This is a genomic window from Sphingomonas sp. Leaf28 (assembly GCF_001421685.1).
Classification (GTDB): Bacteria; Pseudomonadota; Alphaproteobacteria; order Sphingomonadales; family Sphingomonadaceae; genus Sphingomonas; species Sphingomonas aurantiaca.
Genome location: NZ_LMKX01000010.1, coordinates 213589 through 229306, shown reverse-complemented (window position 1 = coordinate 229306; position 15718 = coordinate 213589). Strand labels below are relative to the sequence as shown.

Here is a 15718-nt window from a genome sequence, read left to right as displayed (position 1 = left end):
GCTGGCGGGACGGATTTCAAGATGCCGGGAGGGCGAAGGTCAGGTCTGGCCGATCCGCGTTGCATTGGCGATGATCTGGATCAAGCCAGGGCGCAAAAGCGGGAGCAGCCACGCCGCGCGCCTGCTCTCCGCCACCTGCCGGACGATCCCGGCGATACCGATCGGACGGGCGAGGCGACGCGCGAAATCCTCCTGCCACCGTTCGGCGGATCCGGGCCCGCCGCGGACATAGGCCTGGGCGGCGGCGACCCCGCTGGCGAGTGCGATGCCCATTCCTTCCCCCGCGAGCGACGGAATGACTCCGGCCTGGTCGCCGAGCCGGAACAGCGCATCGACGCCCGCGCGTTGCCGCCAGCCATAGGGGACGTTGGCGATCGCATCGATCGGCGCACGTCCGTCGATCAACGCGACCCATTCCCCGAGCGCGGGCATGTCGCGCCCCAGCGCCGCCAGCAGCTGCGCAGGTGATCCGGCAGCCTGCAACCGCGAGCGATGCACCGCGAGGCACAGGTTCGCGGTGCCATCCTCCTGCAAGGCAAGCCCCGCATAGCCGCGATCGAACAGGTGCAATTCGATGCCACCGTCGAGCGCGCGGCGCAGCGCAGGGGAGGGCGCGATCCGGACCCGCAGCCCCAGCGTCGGATCGATACCGCGCGCAGTCTCGGGCCGCGCCATGCCGCGCACGTCCTGCTTGCCGCTCGCCAGGAACAGCGCGTCGGGGGCGAAGGTGGCGCCATCGGCGGTGCGCACCGTCAATCCGTCAATCTCGCGCACGGTGACGCCGCGCTCGATCGGCGTGCCGAGCCGCTCGGCCTGCGCGAGCATGACGCTGTCGAGGCGGCGGCGCGTGACCGACACCGCGGCATGCGGCAGCGCGGCATCCGCGCGCCGTGTCCCGGCATAGATGCGCGCGCGCGTGACGCGGGTGGGATTGAGCGTATCGGGATCGATGCCGAGCCCGGCCAGCGTCTCCAGCGTCCGCCAGCTGAGGAACCCGCCGCAGATCGCATCGCCGGTCTCGCGCGATCGCTCGACGAGCAGGTGCGGCAGGCCCGCACGCGCGAGCCCGATCGCCGTCGCGGCCCCGGCGAGCCCGCCGCCGACGATCAGCGCAGGCGTTCGACGCATAACCGGAACGGAAAGACGCGGCGGACGGTCGCGGCGGAAATACCGGCGTCGGCGAGGATCGGCGGCCATTCGTCGGGGCGATAGCTGCGCGCGATCGACAGCGTCCCGTCATGCCGGACGATCGGGTGCCAGCGCGCCAGCGTCGCGAGGATCGGGAAGCCCCAATGCGCAAAACCGTGGCGGTGCAGGTCGTTGACGAACCATCCCGCACTCGCATGCCGCTCCATGAAGCGCAGGAACGCGACGAGCTGATCGCGGGTCATGTGATGCGCGACGAGGCTGCTGACGATGACGTCCCACGGCTCGTCGGCAAGGTCTGCATAGTCGCCGGTGACGTAGCGTATGTTGCCGCCATGTGCGCGCGCCGCCTGTTCGCTGCGCGGGTTGAGATCGACCCCGACGAGCTCCGCCGCGATGCCGCGCGCGGCGGCCCAGCGTGCGATCCGCCGCAGCATGTCGCCATCGCCAAAGCCCACGTCGAGCAGCCGGAAGGTCTTGCGCCCCGCGATAGCACGCGTGAGGAAATCGAGCGTCGGGCGGCGCGCCATCGTCACGGTGTTCACGCTCGCCAGATCGCCCACCACATCGGCATAGGTCGCGGCGTCGAGATCGTCCGCGTCCATCAGCTCCTCGGCCTGGCTGCGCGTGTCGAGACTCATGGCGCGCTTCGGAATCCGAAGCCCTCCGCGGCCAGCCCCGGCCCGAACGCCAGCGCGACGCCGTGGCCGATCGGCGGACCCTTGAGCAACGCCTCGAACACGAACATCAGCGTCGCCGACGACATGTTGCCATTGTCCGCAAGCACCCGGCGCGACGCCGCCAGCGCATCGGCGTTCAGGTGCATCGCATGCTCGACCGCGTCGAGGATCGACCGGCCGCCGGCGTGCACCGCCCAGCCGTCGATCGATTCGGGCGGCCGGCCATCGCTGACGACCGTGCGAAATGCCGCGTCGGACAGCGCGGCGGCGATTCGGCCGGGCACTTCGCCCGACAGGTGCATCGCAAAGCCCGCATCGGTGACGTCCCAGCGGATCAGCGTCTCGCTATCGGGCAGCGACGCCGCGAACGGCGCCTCGAGCGCGAACCCGGCTGCATCCGCGGTCACCAGCGCAGCAGCGGCGCCATCGCCGAATTGCAGCATCGCCAGCAGCGCCTCGATATCGTTGGCGGGTTGCAGGTGCAGCGTGGAGAGCTCGACCGTCACCACCAGCACGCGCGCGCTCGGCTCGGACCGGACGATGTGCCGCGCGCTGCGCAGCGCGACGATCGCGGCATAGCAGCCCATGAACCCGATCAGCAGCCGCTCGACGCTGGAGGACAGTCCGAGCCGGCGCGCGATGATCTGGTCGATGCCGGGGGCGACGAATCCCGTGCAGCTCGCCACCACCAGATGCGTGATGCCGTCGACCGCGATCCTGTCGCGCAGCGCCGCGATCGCGCGGATCGCGAGCTCGGGTGCGTGCTCGGCATAGAGCGTCATCCGTGCCGCCGTCCCCGGATGCGGCTCGGTCGCGTAGAAGCCGGCATCGTCGACCGGCGACCCGCCGGCTGCGGTCGGCGGCAGCACCGACCAGCGATGCCCGATCCCCGACCGCGACGCCATCCGGTCGAAGACCTTGGTCGATCGCGAATCGGTTCGCGCGCGCGCCCAGGCGATGAATGCGGCGTGGATATCGTGATCGGGAACCGCCGTCCCCACGGCGTTGAGATAGGCGGGCGGAGCGGCTGGGGAGGGGCTGGGCAGGGGAACAGGCATGGAAGCGGGCACAACGTCCTTTCGTCCGCGTGCGATGACACGCGAGTCGACTGCTTAACGCATAGCCGATGCATATAGACGTTGCCGCGGCCGACAATCCGCATGCTGCGCTAAAATCAGGATGTTCCGGTATCCGTGGAGAGCAGTCCGCGGCCGTCGGTCGTCGCGGTCCCTCCCGCGCCTGGCCCTCGCGCCCCTGTGACGGGCGACGGCAGCGTCAGTCGCGGCTGACGCTTTCGAGATGGTCGTGTCCGACCCCGTATTTCTCCTCGACCAGCGACATGGCGAACCCGACATAGGCGGCGATCGCGTGATCGTCCGAGGTTTCCAGCGCGGCGCACGCCTCTTGCAGCAACGCATAAATTCGTGACGCGGCCATCATTCGGTCCCTCTTCAAACTGACGCCGCCCAGCAGACACGATTTCGCCCGGCGTCCTGGCGACCCAAGAAAAGTATACCATAGTATTGAATGGCCACAAACGCCGGGATTGCGCGAAATCAATACAAAATAACCCATAATGGGTTTGGGTAACAAAGTAAATAAAACCGGAATGGTGTGTAATCACCGTTTAACTGGCAATTCTTACGCTGCATTTCGGGGCTATCGCGGAGATACTGCATTTTTACATGGTAAACGGTGACAATCATGTCATGCTATGTGCAGATTTTTGGGTAGGGAATTGGCAGTAAGTACGCTGTCCCGGACAGGTGACACAATGGCGGTGCGAGCGATCCGGTGAGCGGGAGCCGGAGACCGCATTTCGCGTTGGAGACGGACAGAGGGAGTGATTGGTGAAGAACGAGTCGGTAGTGGATTTGATCAAGGACCTGACCGCCAAGCTTTCGGCGGTTGCGGAAGAATTCAACGGCCGTGTCGCCCATGCTGCCGATCCGGCGCCGACCAGTACCGAACCCAGCGAAACCGATCTGGTCGAACAGGCGCAGGCCGTGCTTGCCGAACGCCGGCTGCGGCGCCGGTTCCTGCCGTCCGAGCTGTTCCACGAACCGGCCTGGGACATGATGCTCGCGCTGTTCGTGTCGCGCGACGAACGCCAGCCGATGAACATCAAGGCACTGGTCAGCATGTCCGACGCGCCGGTGACCACGTCGCAGCGCTGGATCGAGCATCTGCACAAGCTGCGGCTCATCGACCGCGTGATCGATCCGACCGATCGACGGCGTGTCGAAATCTCGCTGAGCTACGATGGCGAGCAGGCGATGCGCGGTTATCTCCGAGCCCTGCTCCTTCGCTGACAAGTTCATTCTGGGGCAAGTCTGGTCTCGACTGCCGAGATCCGGTTGATGCCGGTCGCGTGGCAAATCGGATCAAATGTTAGTCACGAAGACACTATAACCGGTTTAGTATCAAATCTGCAATTTTTGCTATTAAAACATACCGTTACGATTTTGTAGCATTTGATTAAGTTCGAATGCTCGATTTGTTCCCCAACAACAAGTGGGGGGCACATTGCGTTCAGACGTCGTCTTGAAGGTCCGTGACAGAGCACGCCGAACATGCGCCGACGTCGCCGCGCCGGTCGCGATCGTCATGGCAGCGAGCGTCTTCGCCTTTGCGGTTCGCCCGGCTGTAGTCCGTGCGGAGACGCTGGCGGGCACGCCGATCCTCAACACCGCCAATCTCCGCTACGATCTGGAGGGCGCGTCGCGCTCCGTCGCGTCGAACACGGTCACGCTGATCGTCGCCGAGCGGCTCGACACCCGGCTCGTCCGCGAAGGGCAGGGGGCGGTCGTCGTTGCGCCGTCGCCCGCGGCGCCGACGATCGTCCCGTTCGTGTTGACCAATGCCGACAACGGCACCGAATCCTTCGTCCTCGAAACGCGGCTGTCGTCCCCGGCGGTCACGCTGCGGGCGCTCGCGATCGATGCCGATGGCGACGGACGCTATGATCCCGCGGTCGATACGGCGCTGGTCGACGCGACGGTGCCGCCGCTGGCCCCGGGCCGGTCGATCACCGTGTTCGCGATCCTTGCCGGCACCGCGGAGCGCCCCGCGGCGGATGCCACGCTGACCGTCACCGCGCGCGCGGTGACCGGATCGGGCGCGCCCGGCACGGCCTATGCGGGACTTGGCGACGGTGGCGGCGACGCGGTCGTCGGGCCGACCGGGGCCAGCGCCAGCGTCGTCGTCCCGCTGACCAGCGCGATTGCCGGCCCCGCGCTGGTCAAGTCGCAGTCGGTCCGCGCGACCGACGGATCGCAGACCGCGGTGCGCGATTCGGTCATCACCTACACGCTCGAGGCGCGCTTCACCGATGCGGTCAGCGGCGCGCGGATCGCCGATCCGATCCCGGCCGGCACCGCCTTCGTCCCCGGCAGCCTGACGCTCGACGGCGCGCCGCTCAGCGACGCCGCCGACGACGATGCGGGCCGCTTCGACGCCGCCGGCGGCACTGCCCAGGGCCCGGGCATCGCCGTCGCGCTGGGGCAGGTCGCGGCCGCGTCGGTCCACGTCGTCCAGTTCAAAGCAAAGATCCAATGAGGAGCAAAGTCATGATTACGCGTCCGATGATTGCCGCCGTCCTGGCGGCCACCGCGGCGGTCGCTTCCGCCGCGGCGGGGCCGCTGCAGGTGACCAGCAGCATCCTGGTCGAGGCGCGCGCCGCCGCGGCCGACGGCACCACGCGGATCGCGCTGGTGAAGCCGTCGAAGGTGACGCCGGGCGACAAGGTGATCTTCGTGGTCAGCTACCGCAATACGGGCACGCAGCCGCTGGGCAACGTGGTGCTCGACAACCCGTTGCCGCGGCAGGTCGCGTATCGCTCGGCCAATCCAGGGTCGCCCGCGCCCGACGTGTCGGTCGACGGCAAGACTTTCGGCTCGCTCGAAACCCTCCGCGTCCGCAGCCTCGACGGCAGCACGCGCGCGGCGAGCCCGAACGATGTCACCAGCGTCCGGTGGCGCCTCGCAAGCCCGTTGGCGGCCGGTTCGCAAGGTCAATTCGCGTTCCAGGCCGTGCTCAAATGATCGCGTCTCCCACCACCACCACACCACCCACACCAACCACCTAAGAGGTAGATTTAGACATGCATGCAAAAGGGGTAATTCGCACGCTGATGGCCGGTACGGCCGCAGTCGTGGCAATCGGCATCGCGACAGGCACGGCGAGCGCACAGGCGCAGGCACCGGGGCCCGCGGGCACCGCGGCCGGCACGACGGTCACCAACACCGCGCAGGCCAGCTATTCGGTCAACGGCGTCCAGCAATCGGCAACGTCGAACGCGGTAAACTTCGTGGTCGATCGCAAGGTCAACCTGACCGTCACCGCCAACCAGCCCGCCAACACACCCGTCTCGATCGGCCAGACTGCGGCGGTGACGACGTTCAAGGTGACCAACAACACCAACGGCACGCAGGATTTCCTGCTCTCGCCGACCCAGCTGCCGATCCAGAACCTGTTCGCCGGCGACAATTTCGACGTGGAAAACATCAAGATCTTCGTCGATTCGAACGGCAACGGCACCTATGACGCCGGTGTCGATACCGCGACGTACATCAACGAACTCGGGGCCGATCAGTCGGCGATCGTGTTCATCGTCGCCGACATACCCAACAACCAGGCCAATGTGCTGGCCGGCGTCACGCTGATCGTACAGGTCGCGGCGGGTGGCGATGCGGCGGCGCAGGGGCTGCCGCTGGCGGTCAGCGTCGGCGCGAACAACGACACGGTCGTCGACGTGGTCTTTGCCGACAATGATTCGGACGGTCTCGGTCTCGACGTCGCGCTGAACGGACAGGGCCGCGCGTCGCTCGGCTATGAGATCACCACGCGCAACGTCGCCTTGACCGTCGCCAAGTCGCAGCTGGTGCTGTCCGATCCGATCAACCTGGCCATCGCGCCAAAGGCGATCCCGGGCGCGGTCGTGCAATATTGCCTGATCGTCAACAACGGCACGGTCGGCACTCCGGCGTCCAACGTCACGCTGAGCGACGTCATCCCCGCCAATACCACCTATGTCGCCAACTCGATCTCGATCGGCGCGCTCGCGCTCGGCCAGACGTGCCTGCTGACGGGGATCGTCGGCGGCGTGCCGCTGGCGGACGATGGAACGATCACCGTGCCGGTGCTCAACTTCACCGGTTCGTACAATGCGAACACGAAAACGGTGAATGCGACGATCCCGACGCTGCTCGGCGGTACGTCGGTCGCGGCGACCTTCCGGGTCACCATCAACTAAATCCCACCCCTCGCGAACAAGGAACGACCGATCCCGGCGCGTGGCGACGCGTGCCGGGAAAGGGGCCCTTATGTCCAGCTCCCGTCGCCTCTTGCGCCTGTGCGCCCTCATTCCGACGCTGTTGCTCGGCCCCGCCCTTGGTGTGGCACCGGCGACGGCGCAGACCGTCCGTGTCCAGAATACCGCAACGCTGTCGTTCGACGACGCGGGCAGCGACTCCGGGATACGGACCGTCCCGTCCAACACGGTTTCGCTCGACGTGAACCGCGGCAAGCGTCCGACGACGCTCTCCTTCCGTCTCGCACCGCCCAATTACGCGTTCACCGGGGCAAAGTGTCAGACCGCGCCGACCTATGCCTTCACCCCCGCACCGATCGACGGGGCCACCTTCGCGGCCGCGCCCCGGGTTGCGGCGCTCGACGTCAAGGCGGACATGATCCTGGTGCTCGACAACCAGGCCGGCAACCGGGATCCCGCGGTCCGTGAAACGTCGATGATCACCGCCGATATCGGCGAGAACAAGGTCATGCTGACGCTGACCGAGACCACGCCCGACAGCGGCATCTTCGCAGGCGGCGTTCCCTCGACCGAAACCGGCCGATACCCCGAACTCGAACCCTGCGAAGTGCGCACGCGCGGCGCAAAGATCACGCTCAGCTTCACCGAGGACGAGTTCAGCTTCGGCTCGACCGCGTCGATCCTGATCGATCCCGCCGGCTATACCTTCGATTCGCGCACCGGCGCGCTGGTCGACGGCGCGACCGTGACGCTGGTCGACGAGGCCGGCCAGCCCGCCATCGTGTTCGGCGACGACGGGATCAGCCGCTATCCCTCGACGATGGTGACGGGCGAGAGCGTCACCGATGCCAGCGGGCGAGTCTATCCCGGCGAAACCGGGCGCTATCGCTTTCCGCTGACCACACCCGGCCGCTATGCGGTGAAGGTCGTGCCGCCCGGCACCTATGTCGCGCCCTCGACCGCCGATCGCGCGGCGCTCGCGGCGCTCAGGGACCCGAAGGGCGCCGCGTTCATCCTCAAGGACGCCAGCTTCGGCGAGATATTTACGCTGTCGACGCCCGAGCCCTTTTCGGCGGACATCCCGCTCGACGCCCCCGGCAGCGGCGCGCTGCTGCTGACCAAGATCGCCTCCGTCCGCGAGGCGGCGCCGGGCGATTTCGTCCAGTATCTGCTGCGCATCACCAACCGCGATTCGGTCCCCGCGCGCGGCCTCCACGTCGCCGACACGCTGCCGAGAGGGTTGCGCTACGAGCGCAGGTCCGCGCGCGGCGGTGACGAGCCGACCGTCTCCAGCGACGGCCGCACGCTCGATTTCGCGATCCCCGTGCTCGCCGCGGGGGCCACGACCGAGCTGAAATACGTCGTCAGCATCGCCCCCGGCGCCCCCACCGGCGAAGCGCTCAATCGCGCGCGCGTCATCGGGCCGGGCAGCGTCACCAGCAACGAGGCGGCGGCATCGGTCCGCCTGCGCCCGCTGCTGTTCACCGACGCGATGACGATCATCGGCCGCGTGACCGAGGGGAATTGCGGCGATCCGGTCGACAAGCGCAAGGGCGTGCCCGGGATCCGCCTGCTGATGGAGGACGGCACGTTCGTCTCGACCGATCGCGACGGGCTGTACCATTTCGAGGGCGTCCGCGCCGGGCGTCACGTCGTCCAGATCGACACGTCGAGCATCCCCGCGACGCACGCACCGGTCGCCTGCGACATCGATACGCGCCAGGCGAACAGCCCGATCTCGCGCTTCGTCGAGGGCGATGGCGGCCTGCTCAAGCGCGTCGACTTCCAGCTGAAACCGACCGGCAAGGTCGCCGCTGCGAACGCCGCGCTCCCCGTCGCGATCCTCGACGACGCCACCGCCGCGGGCAGCCGCGACTGGCTGGGTGCCGGCCAGACTCCGGGAATCGACTGGCTGTTCCCCGCCGCCGACCACAACCCGCGCGCACCGATCGTCCGTGCGGTCGTCAAGCACATGCCCGGCCAGCGCGTCGCGCTCACGATCAACGGCAAGCCGGTCGAGCCGCTCGCGTTCGACGGCACCGACCTGCGCGACGGGACCGAGATCGCGGTCTCGCGCTGGACGGGTATCCCCTTGATCGATGGCGACAATCGCCTTCAGGCACGTGTGCTCGCCGCGGACGGCAGCGTCGTCAAGACGATCGACCGCAGCGTCTATTATGCGGGCGCAGGCGTCCGCGCGGTGGTCGATCCGGCCAGCAGCCGGCTCGTCGCCGATGGCCTCACCCGCCCGCTGATCGCGGTGCGAGTCACCGACAAGACCGGCCGTCCGGTCCGCGCCGGTACGCTCGTCCCGTTCACCGTCGACCAGCCCTATACCGCCGCGGTCGAGGCCGAGCTCGAACAGGGTCGCCAGCTTGCCGGTCGCGAACGGTCGTCGACGACCGCACAGGTGGTCGGCGATGACGGCCTGGCCTTCATCGCGCTCCAGCCGACGACCCAGGCGGGCGCGGTCCACGCGATCGTCTCGCTGACCGAAGACAAGGTCGTCCACCGCAACGAGGTTCGCGCCTGGCTCGCCGCGTCTGCGAAGGACTGGGTCGTGGTCGGGTTCGGCGCGGGCTCGATCGGCTACGACATGCTCAGCAAGCGCCAGTCGGGCCTGCCGCGCGCGCAGCGGAACAGCGTCGTCACCGACGGCCAGCTCGCCTTCTACGCCAAGGGCCGCGTCAAGGGCTCGTGGCTCGTGACGATCGCCTATGACAGCGACCGCAAATACGACCCCGATCGCGGGCTGCTCGGCACGATCGACCCCGATCGCTATTACACCGTTTATGGCGACGGTTCGCGCCAGGGCTATGACGCCGCGACCCGGCGCAAGCTGTACCTGCGGCTCGAGCGTCGCGAATTCTATGCGCTGTTCGGCGATTTCGAGACCGGCTTCACCGACGCGCAGCTGACCCGCTACAACCGCACGCTCAACGGGGTGAAGACCGCCTATGAAGGCAAGCGGGTGCGCGCGACCGGGTTCGCCGCGAACACCGACACGCTCTATTCGCGCGACGAGATCCAGGGCAACGGCCTGAGCGGTCCGTATCGCCTGTCGGGGCGCAACATCGTCCCCAACAGCGACAAGCTGCGGCTGGAGACGCGCGACCGGTTCCGCTCCGAGCTGATCGTCGCGACGACGCAGCTGACCCGCCATATCGACTATGACATCGACACAAGCATGGGCACGGTCCGCTTCCGCCAGCCGATCCTCAGCCGCGACAGCAATCTGAATCCGGTCTTCATCGTCGCGGACTACGAGGTCGAGGGCGGGCGTTCGGCCAAGCTGGCGGCCGCCGCGCGCGTCGCGACCAAGCTGGCCGAGGGCCGGGTCGAGGTCGGTGTCGCCGCGATCCGCGACGAGACCGCCGGCACCAACGCGACCGTCCTCGGCGCCGACATCAAGGCGCGCGTCGGCGCGGGCACCGAACTGCGCGGCGAGATCGCCAAGGGCGGACGCGGCGGGCTCGGGCAGGGCTTGGCGTATCTCGCCGAGGTCGATCATCACGGGACCAGGCTCGACCTGCTCGCTTATGCGCGCCAGCAGGATGCATCCTTCGGCGTCGGCCAGCAGAATCTGGTCGAAGCGGGCACGCGCAAATTCGGGCTCGACGGCCGGTTGCGGCTGACCGACCGGATCAGCGTGACGGGCCTCGTGTGGCACCAGCAGCAGCTCGCCAGCGCGGGTAACCGGACCGCAGGCGACGTTCGGATCGAATATCGCCGCGACACCGGTACGATCTTCGTCGGCGGGCAATATGCGGCGGATCGTGGGCTCGACGGCAAGGACCGCGACAGCCGGTTGCTCACGCTCGGCGGCACGCAGCTGCTGTTCGGCGACAAGGTGACGCTGACCGGCCAGACCCAGTTCGCACCCGGCGGCGATGCCGACAGCGTCGATTTCCCGGTTCGCCACCAGATCCAGCTCGCCTACCGGATCAAGCCCGGCATCCGCCTGATCGGCGGGTACGAGATCGCCAATGGCGACGGCTATGTCGCGCATACCAAGCAGTTCGGCGTCGACGTCGCGCCCTGGACCGGCGCCAAGCTGATGAGCACGCTCAACCAGCAGGCGATCGGTGAGAATGGCGGCAGGACCTATGCGCAATACGGCCTCAGCCAGTCGGTGCCGCTCGGCAAGAACTGGACGGTCGACGGGACGCTCGACGCCAGCAACACGCTCAAGGGCGCGATTCCCGAGGGGGCCGTCGTCAACGCGTTCCAGCCGGTCACCTCGGGCGGCTATGTCGGCCAGGACCAGACCAATGGCGATTATGCCGCGGTGACGCTGGGGGCGACCTATCGCCAGGCGCGCTGGTCGGTGAATGGCCGGCTCGAATATCGCAACGCCGACAGCGGCGATCGCTGGGGGCTGACCACCAATTTCCTGCGCACGCTGGGGCAGGGCAAGACGCTCGCGTCGAGCATCAAGGCATACACGATCACCGACCGGAGCGGCGCTGTCGCGACCTATGCCACCGCCGACGTCGCGCTCGCCTTCCGGCCGCTCGACAGTCGCTGGTCGCTGCTCGAACGGCTCGAACTGCGGCACGAAAGCGCGGATGCGGGGTTCTCGGACTCCAACGTGCTGGGCGTGCCGGCCTATGGCGGCGGGCAGCAGGTAACGTCGCGGATCATCAACAACCTCGCGGTGAACTATCGCACCGGCCCCGAAGGGCTCGGGCATGGCACCGAGGCGACGCTGTATTACGGCGCGAAATACGTCGCGGGGCGGTTCGCCGACGACACCTATGACGGCTATATCGACGTCACTGGGTTCGAACTGCGCCACGACATCGGCACGCGGTTCGATGTCGGCGTCAGCGGATCGGCGCAGCATGCCTGGTCGCGCGGCGCCTGGTCGTGGAGCGGCGGGCCGTCGGTCGGCGTGTCGCCTGCGCAGAACACGTGGATCAGCGCGGGCTACAACGTGTCCGGCTACCGCGACCGCGATTTCGAGGACGACCGGTACACGCGGCAGGGACCGTACGTCACGATGCGGCTGAAATTCGATCAGGCGACGATCGGCGGCGCGACGCGCGCGCTGTTCGGCGGACGGCGATGATCCACAGGGAGAGAGACAGATGACGCCACCGCGCGATTTCGCCGATCACGGCCCGTGCGTCGAGGAGCTTGCCCGCGAGTTCGCCAAGCAGGATGCGGCGAGCAGCGAGGCGCTGATCGAGACGCTGGCGACTCAGGCGATCCGGCAATGGCGGCTCGACGATGCGACGTTCTGGCAGCGAGTGAAGTTCCAGGCCCGGATGATTCGCGCGCGGCATGGGTCGGGGGCTGCGATAAGTCGGCACTAGATCCTCCCCCGCCAGGGGGAGGTGGCTGGCACTTGCCAGACGGAGGGGGAGGACACGGAACAGCAGTCAGCGCGTACCGCCCCCTCCGTCGCCTTCGGCGCCACCTCCCCCTTGCGGGGGAGGATTGCAGCGCGACCTAACCTCGTCGGTGGTAAGCTTCACCGGGTTCTCCGTCATCCTGACGAAAGTCAGGATCCAGGGTTCCAGGCGCCGTCCTTCACGACAGTGGATCCTGACTTTCGTCAGGATGACAGTCGTTTGAAACGAGACCGCCACTCTACCGCGCCGTCTATGTCCCGTCGGTGGTGAGCTTCACCGTGCTATCCGTCATCCTGACGAAAGTCAGGATCCAGAGTTTCGAGGCGTCGTCCTTCACCGCCCCGGATCCTGACTTTCGTCAGGATGACGGTGGCTTGGAACGAGGCCGCCACCCTACCGCGCGACCTATACCTCGTCGGTGGTCAGCTTCACCTTGCTCTCCGTCATCCTGACGAAAGTCAGGATCCAGAGTTTCAGGCATCGTCCTAACGGCTCTCGATCCCGACTTTCGTCAGGATGACGGTGGCTTTGAATAAGACCGCCACCCTACCGCGCGACCTATACCTCGTCGGTGGTCAGCTTCACCTTGTTGGGCAGCTTCTTCCCCTTGGTCCGGCGCGATGGCAGCTGGACGGGGTTCTTCTTCTTCCACTGCGCGAACGTCATCGGGCCCTCGGGCGTGTCGATGATCGTGTCGTCGATCGAACTCATGGCTGTTCTCCTCCCGAGACCGGAACGAAACGGGTGGCCCCCGAAAGGGATGCTCTATCTGTCAGGAAAAATGGTGCGGCCAAGAAGACTCGAACTTCCACGGGCTTTCGCCCACAACGACCTCAACGTTGCGCGTCTACCAGTTCCGCCATGGCCGCCCATGAAACATAACCGGGCGGACCCGGCAGCTGGTAGGCGAGCGCCACTAGCAAGGCTTTCGGGTTCACGCAACGGCCTTTGCGCGCGCTTTGCGATAAAGTCCGCATCCGGTACCGCAAACCATGCCCAACGTCCTTTTCTCGACCGATACCAGCGCCGAAACGCGACGTTTGCTGGCGCTCGCCTGGCCGGTGATGCTGACCAGCCTCAACTGGACGATCCTGCACGTCACCGACGTGATCGTGGTCGGGTTGGTCGGCGCGCATGAGGTGGCGGCGCTCGGCGCGAGCCGCTCGCTGACGTTCATCGCGATCGTCACCGGGCTGGCATGGCTGTCGGGCGTGCTCGTCCATGCCGCGCGCGCCGATGGCGCGGGCGATCTGCCGCGTACCGGGCAGGTGCTGCGCGAGGGCCTCGTCCTCGGGCTGCTGCTTGGGCTGGTGGTGGGCGGCATCATGCTCGCCTTCGCGGACGCGATGCTGGCCGGGATCGGCGTCGCGCCCGCGCTGGTCGCGCCGGCGGGGCGAGTCGTGCGCGTGATGGCGCTCGCCTATCCGCCGCAATTGATGATCGTCGCCGCCAGCTTCTTCCTGGAGGGTGTCAGCCGGCCGCGCCGGGTCGCGGTGGTCAACCTGTCGATCCTGCCGTTGAATGCGCTGTTGGCCTGGGCGATGTCGGGCGGGCATCTCGGTTTCGCGCCGATGGGCGCGGTCGGTGCCGCGACCGCGACTGCGATCGCCTCGGGTCTCGGCGCGGTCGGGATGATCGCCGCCGCGCTGAGCGTGCCGCGTGCGACGGCGCGCGGCGTCCGGCGGCTCGACCTGGCGGCGTGGCGCGGTGTGCCCGCCGGGATCGTCGCGCTTGCGGTGTTCGGGATCGTCCCCGCGATCGCCTCGGGGTTGGAGCTTGCGGGCTTCTCGATCCTGATCGCGCTGTCGACCCGGTTCGGCGACGATGTCGCGCATGCGTTCCAGATCGTCTTTTCGGTCCACAACGTGACGTTCGGGTTGGCGTTGGGGCTCGGCTCGGCTTGCGGGGTCCGCGTCGGCAATGCGGTGGGCGAGGGCGATCCTAAGGCCGGGATCGCGCGCGCGCTGATCGCCACCGGCCTGTCGATGCTCGCGCTCGGGCTGTGCGGGATCGTCCTGGTCGTCGCGCGCGGGCCGATCGTCGCGGCGTTTCCGGCCGATCTCGCCACCCACGGCGTCGCGCTGGCGATGCTGCCTTTATGGGCGCCGTTCATCCTGTTCGACGGCGCGCAGGTCGTGCTGGTCTATGCGCTGCGCTCGCTCGGCGATCAGGTGGTGGCGGGCGCGAACAGCATCATCGCCTATTTCGTCGTCACCGGCGGCGCGGGCTGGTGGATGGTGCATGCGGGCGTCGGACCGATGGCGCTGGTCTATGCCTCGGGGCTGGGCATGGTCACCGCCGCGCTGCTCCACGCAGCCCGGTTCTGGATCGTCCGCCGCCGATTGCGCGTCGACTAGCGAGTCGCCTCGCCCGCAAAACTCAGCTCCAGACGCTTCGAATTTGCGGGAACATTCAGTGTCGCCGAATTAAAATCAATCGCCCCACCTGGTGCCAGCGTCCGCTGCTGCGGGGTGATCGTCCAGCTGTACACGAGCCGGCCTTGCGCATCGCGGAGTTCGGCGCGGATGTCGGGGACCCGCTGGCGCTGGTCCGAAGGATTGGTGACCTGGCCGCTCACCGCGAACAGTTCGGAGCCATTGTCGAGCTCGCGCCGCTCGATCGGGTTATCGCGCAGCCGCAGCGGCGTTTCGTCGCTCTGGCTGCCGAAACCCAGCTTGGCGGCGACGCCCGGTGCGCCGAGATAGACGATCGCCGAGGCCGCGATCAGCATCAGCAACCCGGCAAGCACCGCGACGATCGTCCAGCGCCGCGTGGCATTGCGGCGCGGGCGGAACGGAACCTGGTCGGAAACCGGCGGGAATGTCGGCGCGTCATAGCTCGGCGCTGCGAAGGCCGGCGCCTCATAGGACGGGGGCGCGTAGGACGGCGCAGCAAAGGCGGGCGGGCTGGCGGGATCGGGCGTCACCGGCGCGGCGGCGACCGGCGCAGGGGAGCCGAACGGCACGAATCGGTCCGCAGGCTCGGTCACCGACGCGCGCGGCAGAGGCGCCAGCGGCGGCGGTGCCGGCGCAAGCGGGGCCGTTTCGGGCAGGTCGAGCGCATCCTCGGCCACCGGCGTGGCGGCCTGGAACCAGCTGTGCCGGCAATTGGCGCAGCGCACGGTTCGCCCCTCGGTCCCGATCGCGCTGTCGGGCACCAGATAGCGGGTGCTGCACTCGGGACATTGGAGGATCATGGATACGCTTCACCAGCGGCCGCCGGAGCGCGACCGTTCTTGTGCCGAATAAGCACGCTGTCCGCAT

The 15718-nt window shown here is 67.7% G+C and carries 13 protein-coding genes and 1 tRNA gene; 7 read left to right on the top strand and 7 right to left on the bottom strand.

The features are described from left to right. Positions 1-39 precede the first annotated feature (39 nt). From ASE79_RS16535 to ASE79_RS21095, 4 genes are all read right to left on the bottom strand, one after another. A complete protein-coding gene (locus ASE79_RS16535) occupies positions 40-1128 on the bottom strand; it encodes an NAD(P)/FAD-dependent oxidoreductase (RefSeq protein WP_056419193.1) in 1089 nt (362 codons plus the stop codon). Beyond that, positions 1107-1787: a methyltransferase domain-containing protein gene (locus ASE79_RS16530; protein WP_056419190.1), complete on the bottom strand. Its 681-nt coding sequence runs from the start codon at positions 1785-1787 to the stop codon at positions 1107-1109. Before ASE79_RS16530 ends, ASE79_RS16535 begins: the two co-directional genes overlap by 22 nt. After that, positions 1784-2884 (bottom strand): type III polyketide synthase, encoded by a 1101-nt coding sequence (locus ASE79_RS16525; RefSeq protein ID WP_056419187.1) that lies wholly within the window; start codon positions 2882-2884, stop codon positions 1784-1786. The genes ASE79_RS16530 and ASE79_RS16525 overlap by 4 nt, the downstream gene beginning before the upstream one ends. Before the next feature lie 217 nt (positions 2885-3101). Beyond that, positions 3102-3263, bottom strand: a complete 162-nt coding sequence (locus ASE79_RS21095; RefSeq protein ID WP_156359735.1) for a hypothetical protein — start codon at positions 3261-3263, stop codon at positions 3102-3104. Positions 3264-3676: 413 nt separating this feature from the next. Here ASE79_RS21095 and ASE79_RS16520 point away from each other — a divergent pair, with 413 nt between their 5' ends. From ASE79_RS16520 to ASE79_RS16495, 6 genes are all read left to right on the top strand, one after another. After that, entirely contained in the window at positions 3677-4138 is a 462-nt protein-coding gene (locus tag ASE79_RS16520; protein ID WP_056419185.1) for a hypothetical protein, read from the top strand. 232 nt (positions 4139-4370) lie between these two features. Further along, positions 4371-5384 carry a hypothetical protein gene (locus tag ASE79_RS16515; RefSeq protein WP_235517003.1) on the top strand — a complete coding sequence of 338 codons (1014 nt, stop codon included), beginning with the start codon at positions 4371-4373 and terminating at the stop codon, positions 5382-5384. A gap of 11 nt (positions 5385-5395) precedes the next feature. Continuing rightward, positions 5396-5869 carry a DUF11 domain-containing protein gene (locus ASE79_RS16510; protein WP_056419179.1) on the top strand — a complete coding sequence of 158 codons (474 nt, stop codon included), beginning with the start codon at positions 5396-5398 and terminating at the stop codon, positions 5867-5869. Between the two features lie 89 nt (positions 5870-5958). Next, positions 5959-7080: a hypothetical protein gene (locus ASE79_RS16505; RefSeq protein WP_235517001.1), complete on the top strand. Its 1122-nt coding sequence runs from the start codon at positions 5959-5961 to the stop codon at positions 7078-7080. Positions 7081-7150: 70 nt separating this feature from the next. After that, positions 7151-12169, top strand: coding sequence for a DUF11 domain-containing protein (locus tag ASE79_RS16500; RefSeq protein WP_082445391.1), 5019 nt, complete (start codon positions 7151-7153; stop codon positions 12167-12169). Positions 12170-12188: 19 nt separating this feature from the next. Continuing rightward, positions 12189-12416: a hypothetical protein gene (locus ASE79_RS16495; RefSeq protein ID WP_056419170.1), complete on the top strand. Its 228-nt coding sequence runs from the start codon at positions 12189-12191 to the stop codon at positions 12414-12416. A gap of 597 nt (positions 12417-13013) precedes the next feature. Here ASE79_RS16495 and ASE79_RS21470 read toward each other — a convergent pair. Further along, positions 13014-13166, bottom strand: coding sequence for a hypothetical protein (locus ASE79_RS21470; RefSeq protein WP_165391702.1), 153 nt, complete (start codon positions 13164-13166; stop codon positions 13014-13016). A gap of 71 nt (positions 13167-13237) precedes the next feature. Next, a tRNA-Leu gene (locus ASE79_RS16490) sits at positions 13238-13324 on the bottom strand. 123 nt (positions 13325-13447) lie between these two features. Here ASE79_RS16490 and ASE79_RS16485 point away from each other — a divergent pair. After that, the gene (locus tag ASE79_RS16485) at positions 13448-14812 is read left to right on the top strand and encodes an MATE family efflux transporter (RefSeq protein ID WP_056419167.1); all 1365 of its coding nucleotides are present in this window, start codon (positions 13448-13450) and stop codon (positions 14810-14812) included. Here the strand turns inward: ASE79_RS16485 and ASE79_RS16480 are convergent. After that, a complete protein-coding gene (locus ASE79_RS16480; RefSeq protein WP_056419164.1) occupies positions 14809-15651 on the bottom strand; it encodes an MJ0042-type zinc finger domain-containing protein in 843 nt (280 codons plus the stop codon). The genes ASE79_RS16485 and ASE79_RS16480 overlap by 4 nt on opposite strands. Between the last annotated feature and the right edge of the window lie 67 nt (positions 15652-15718).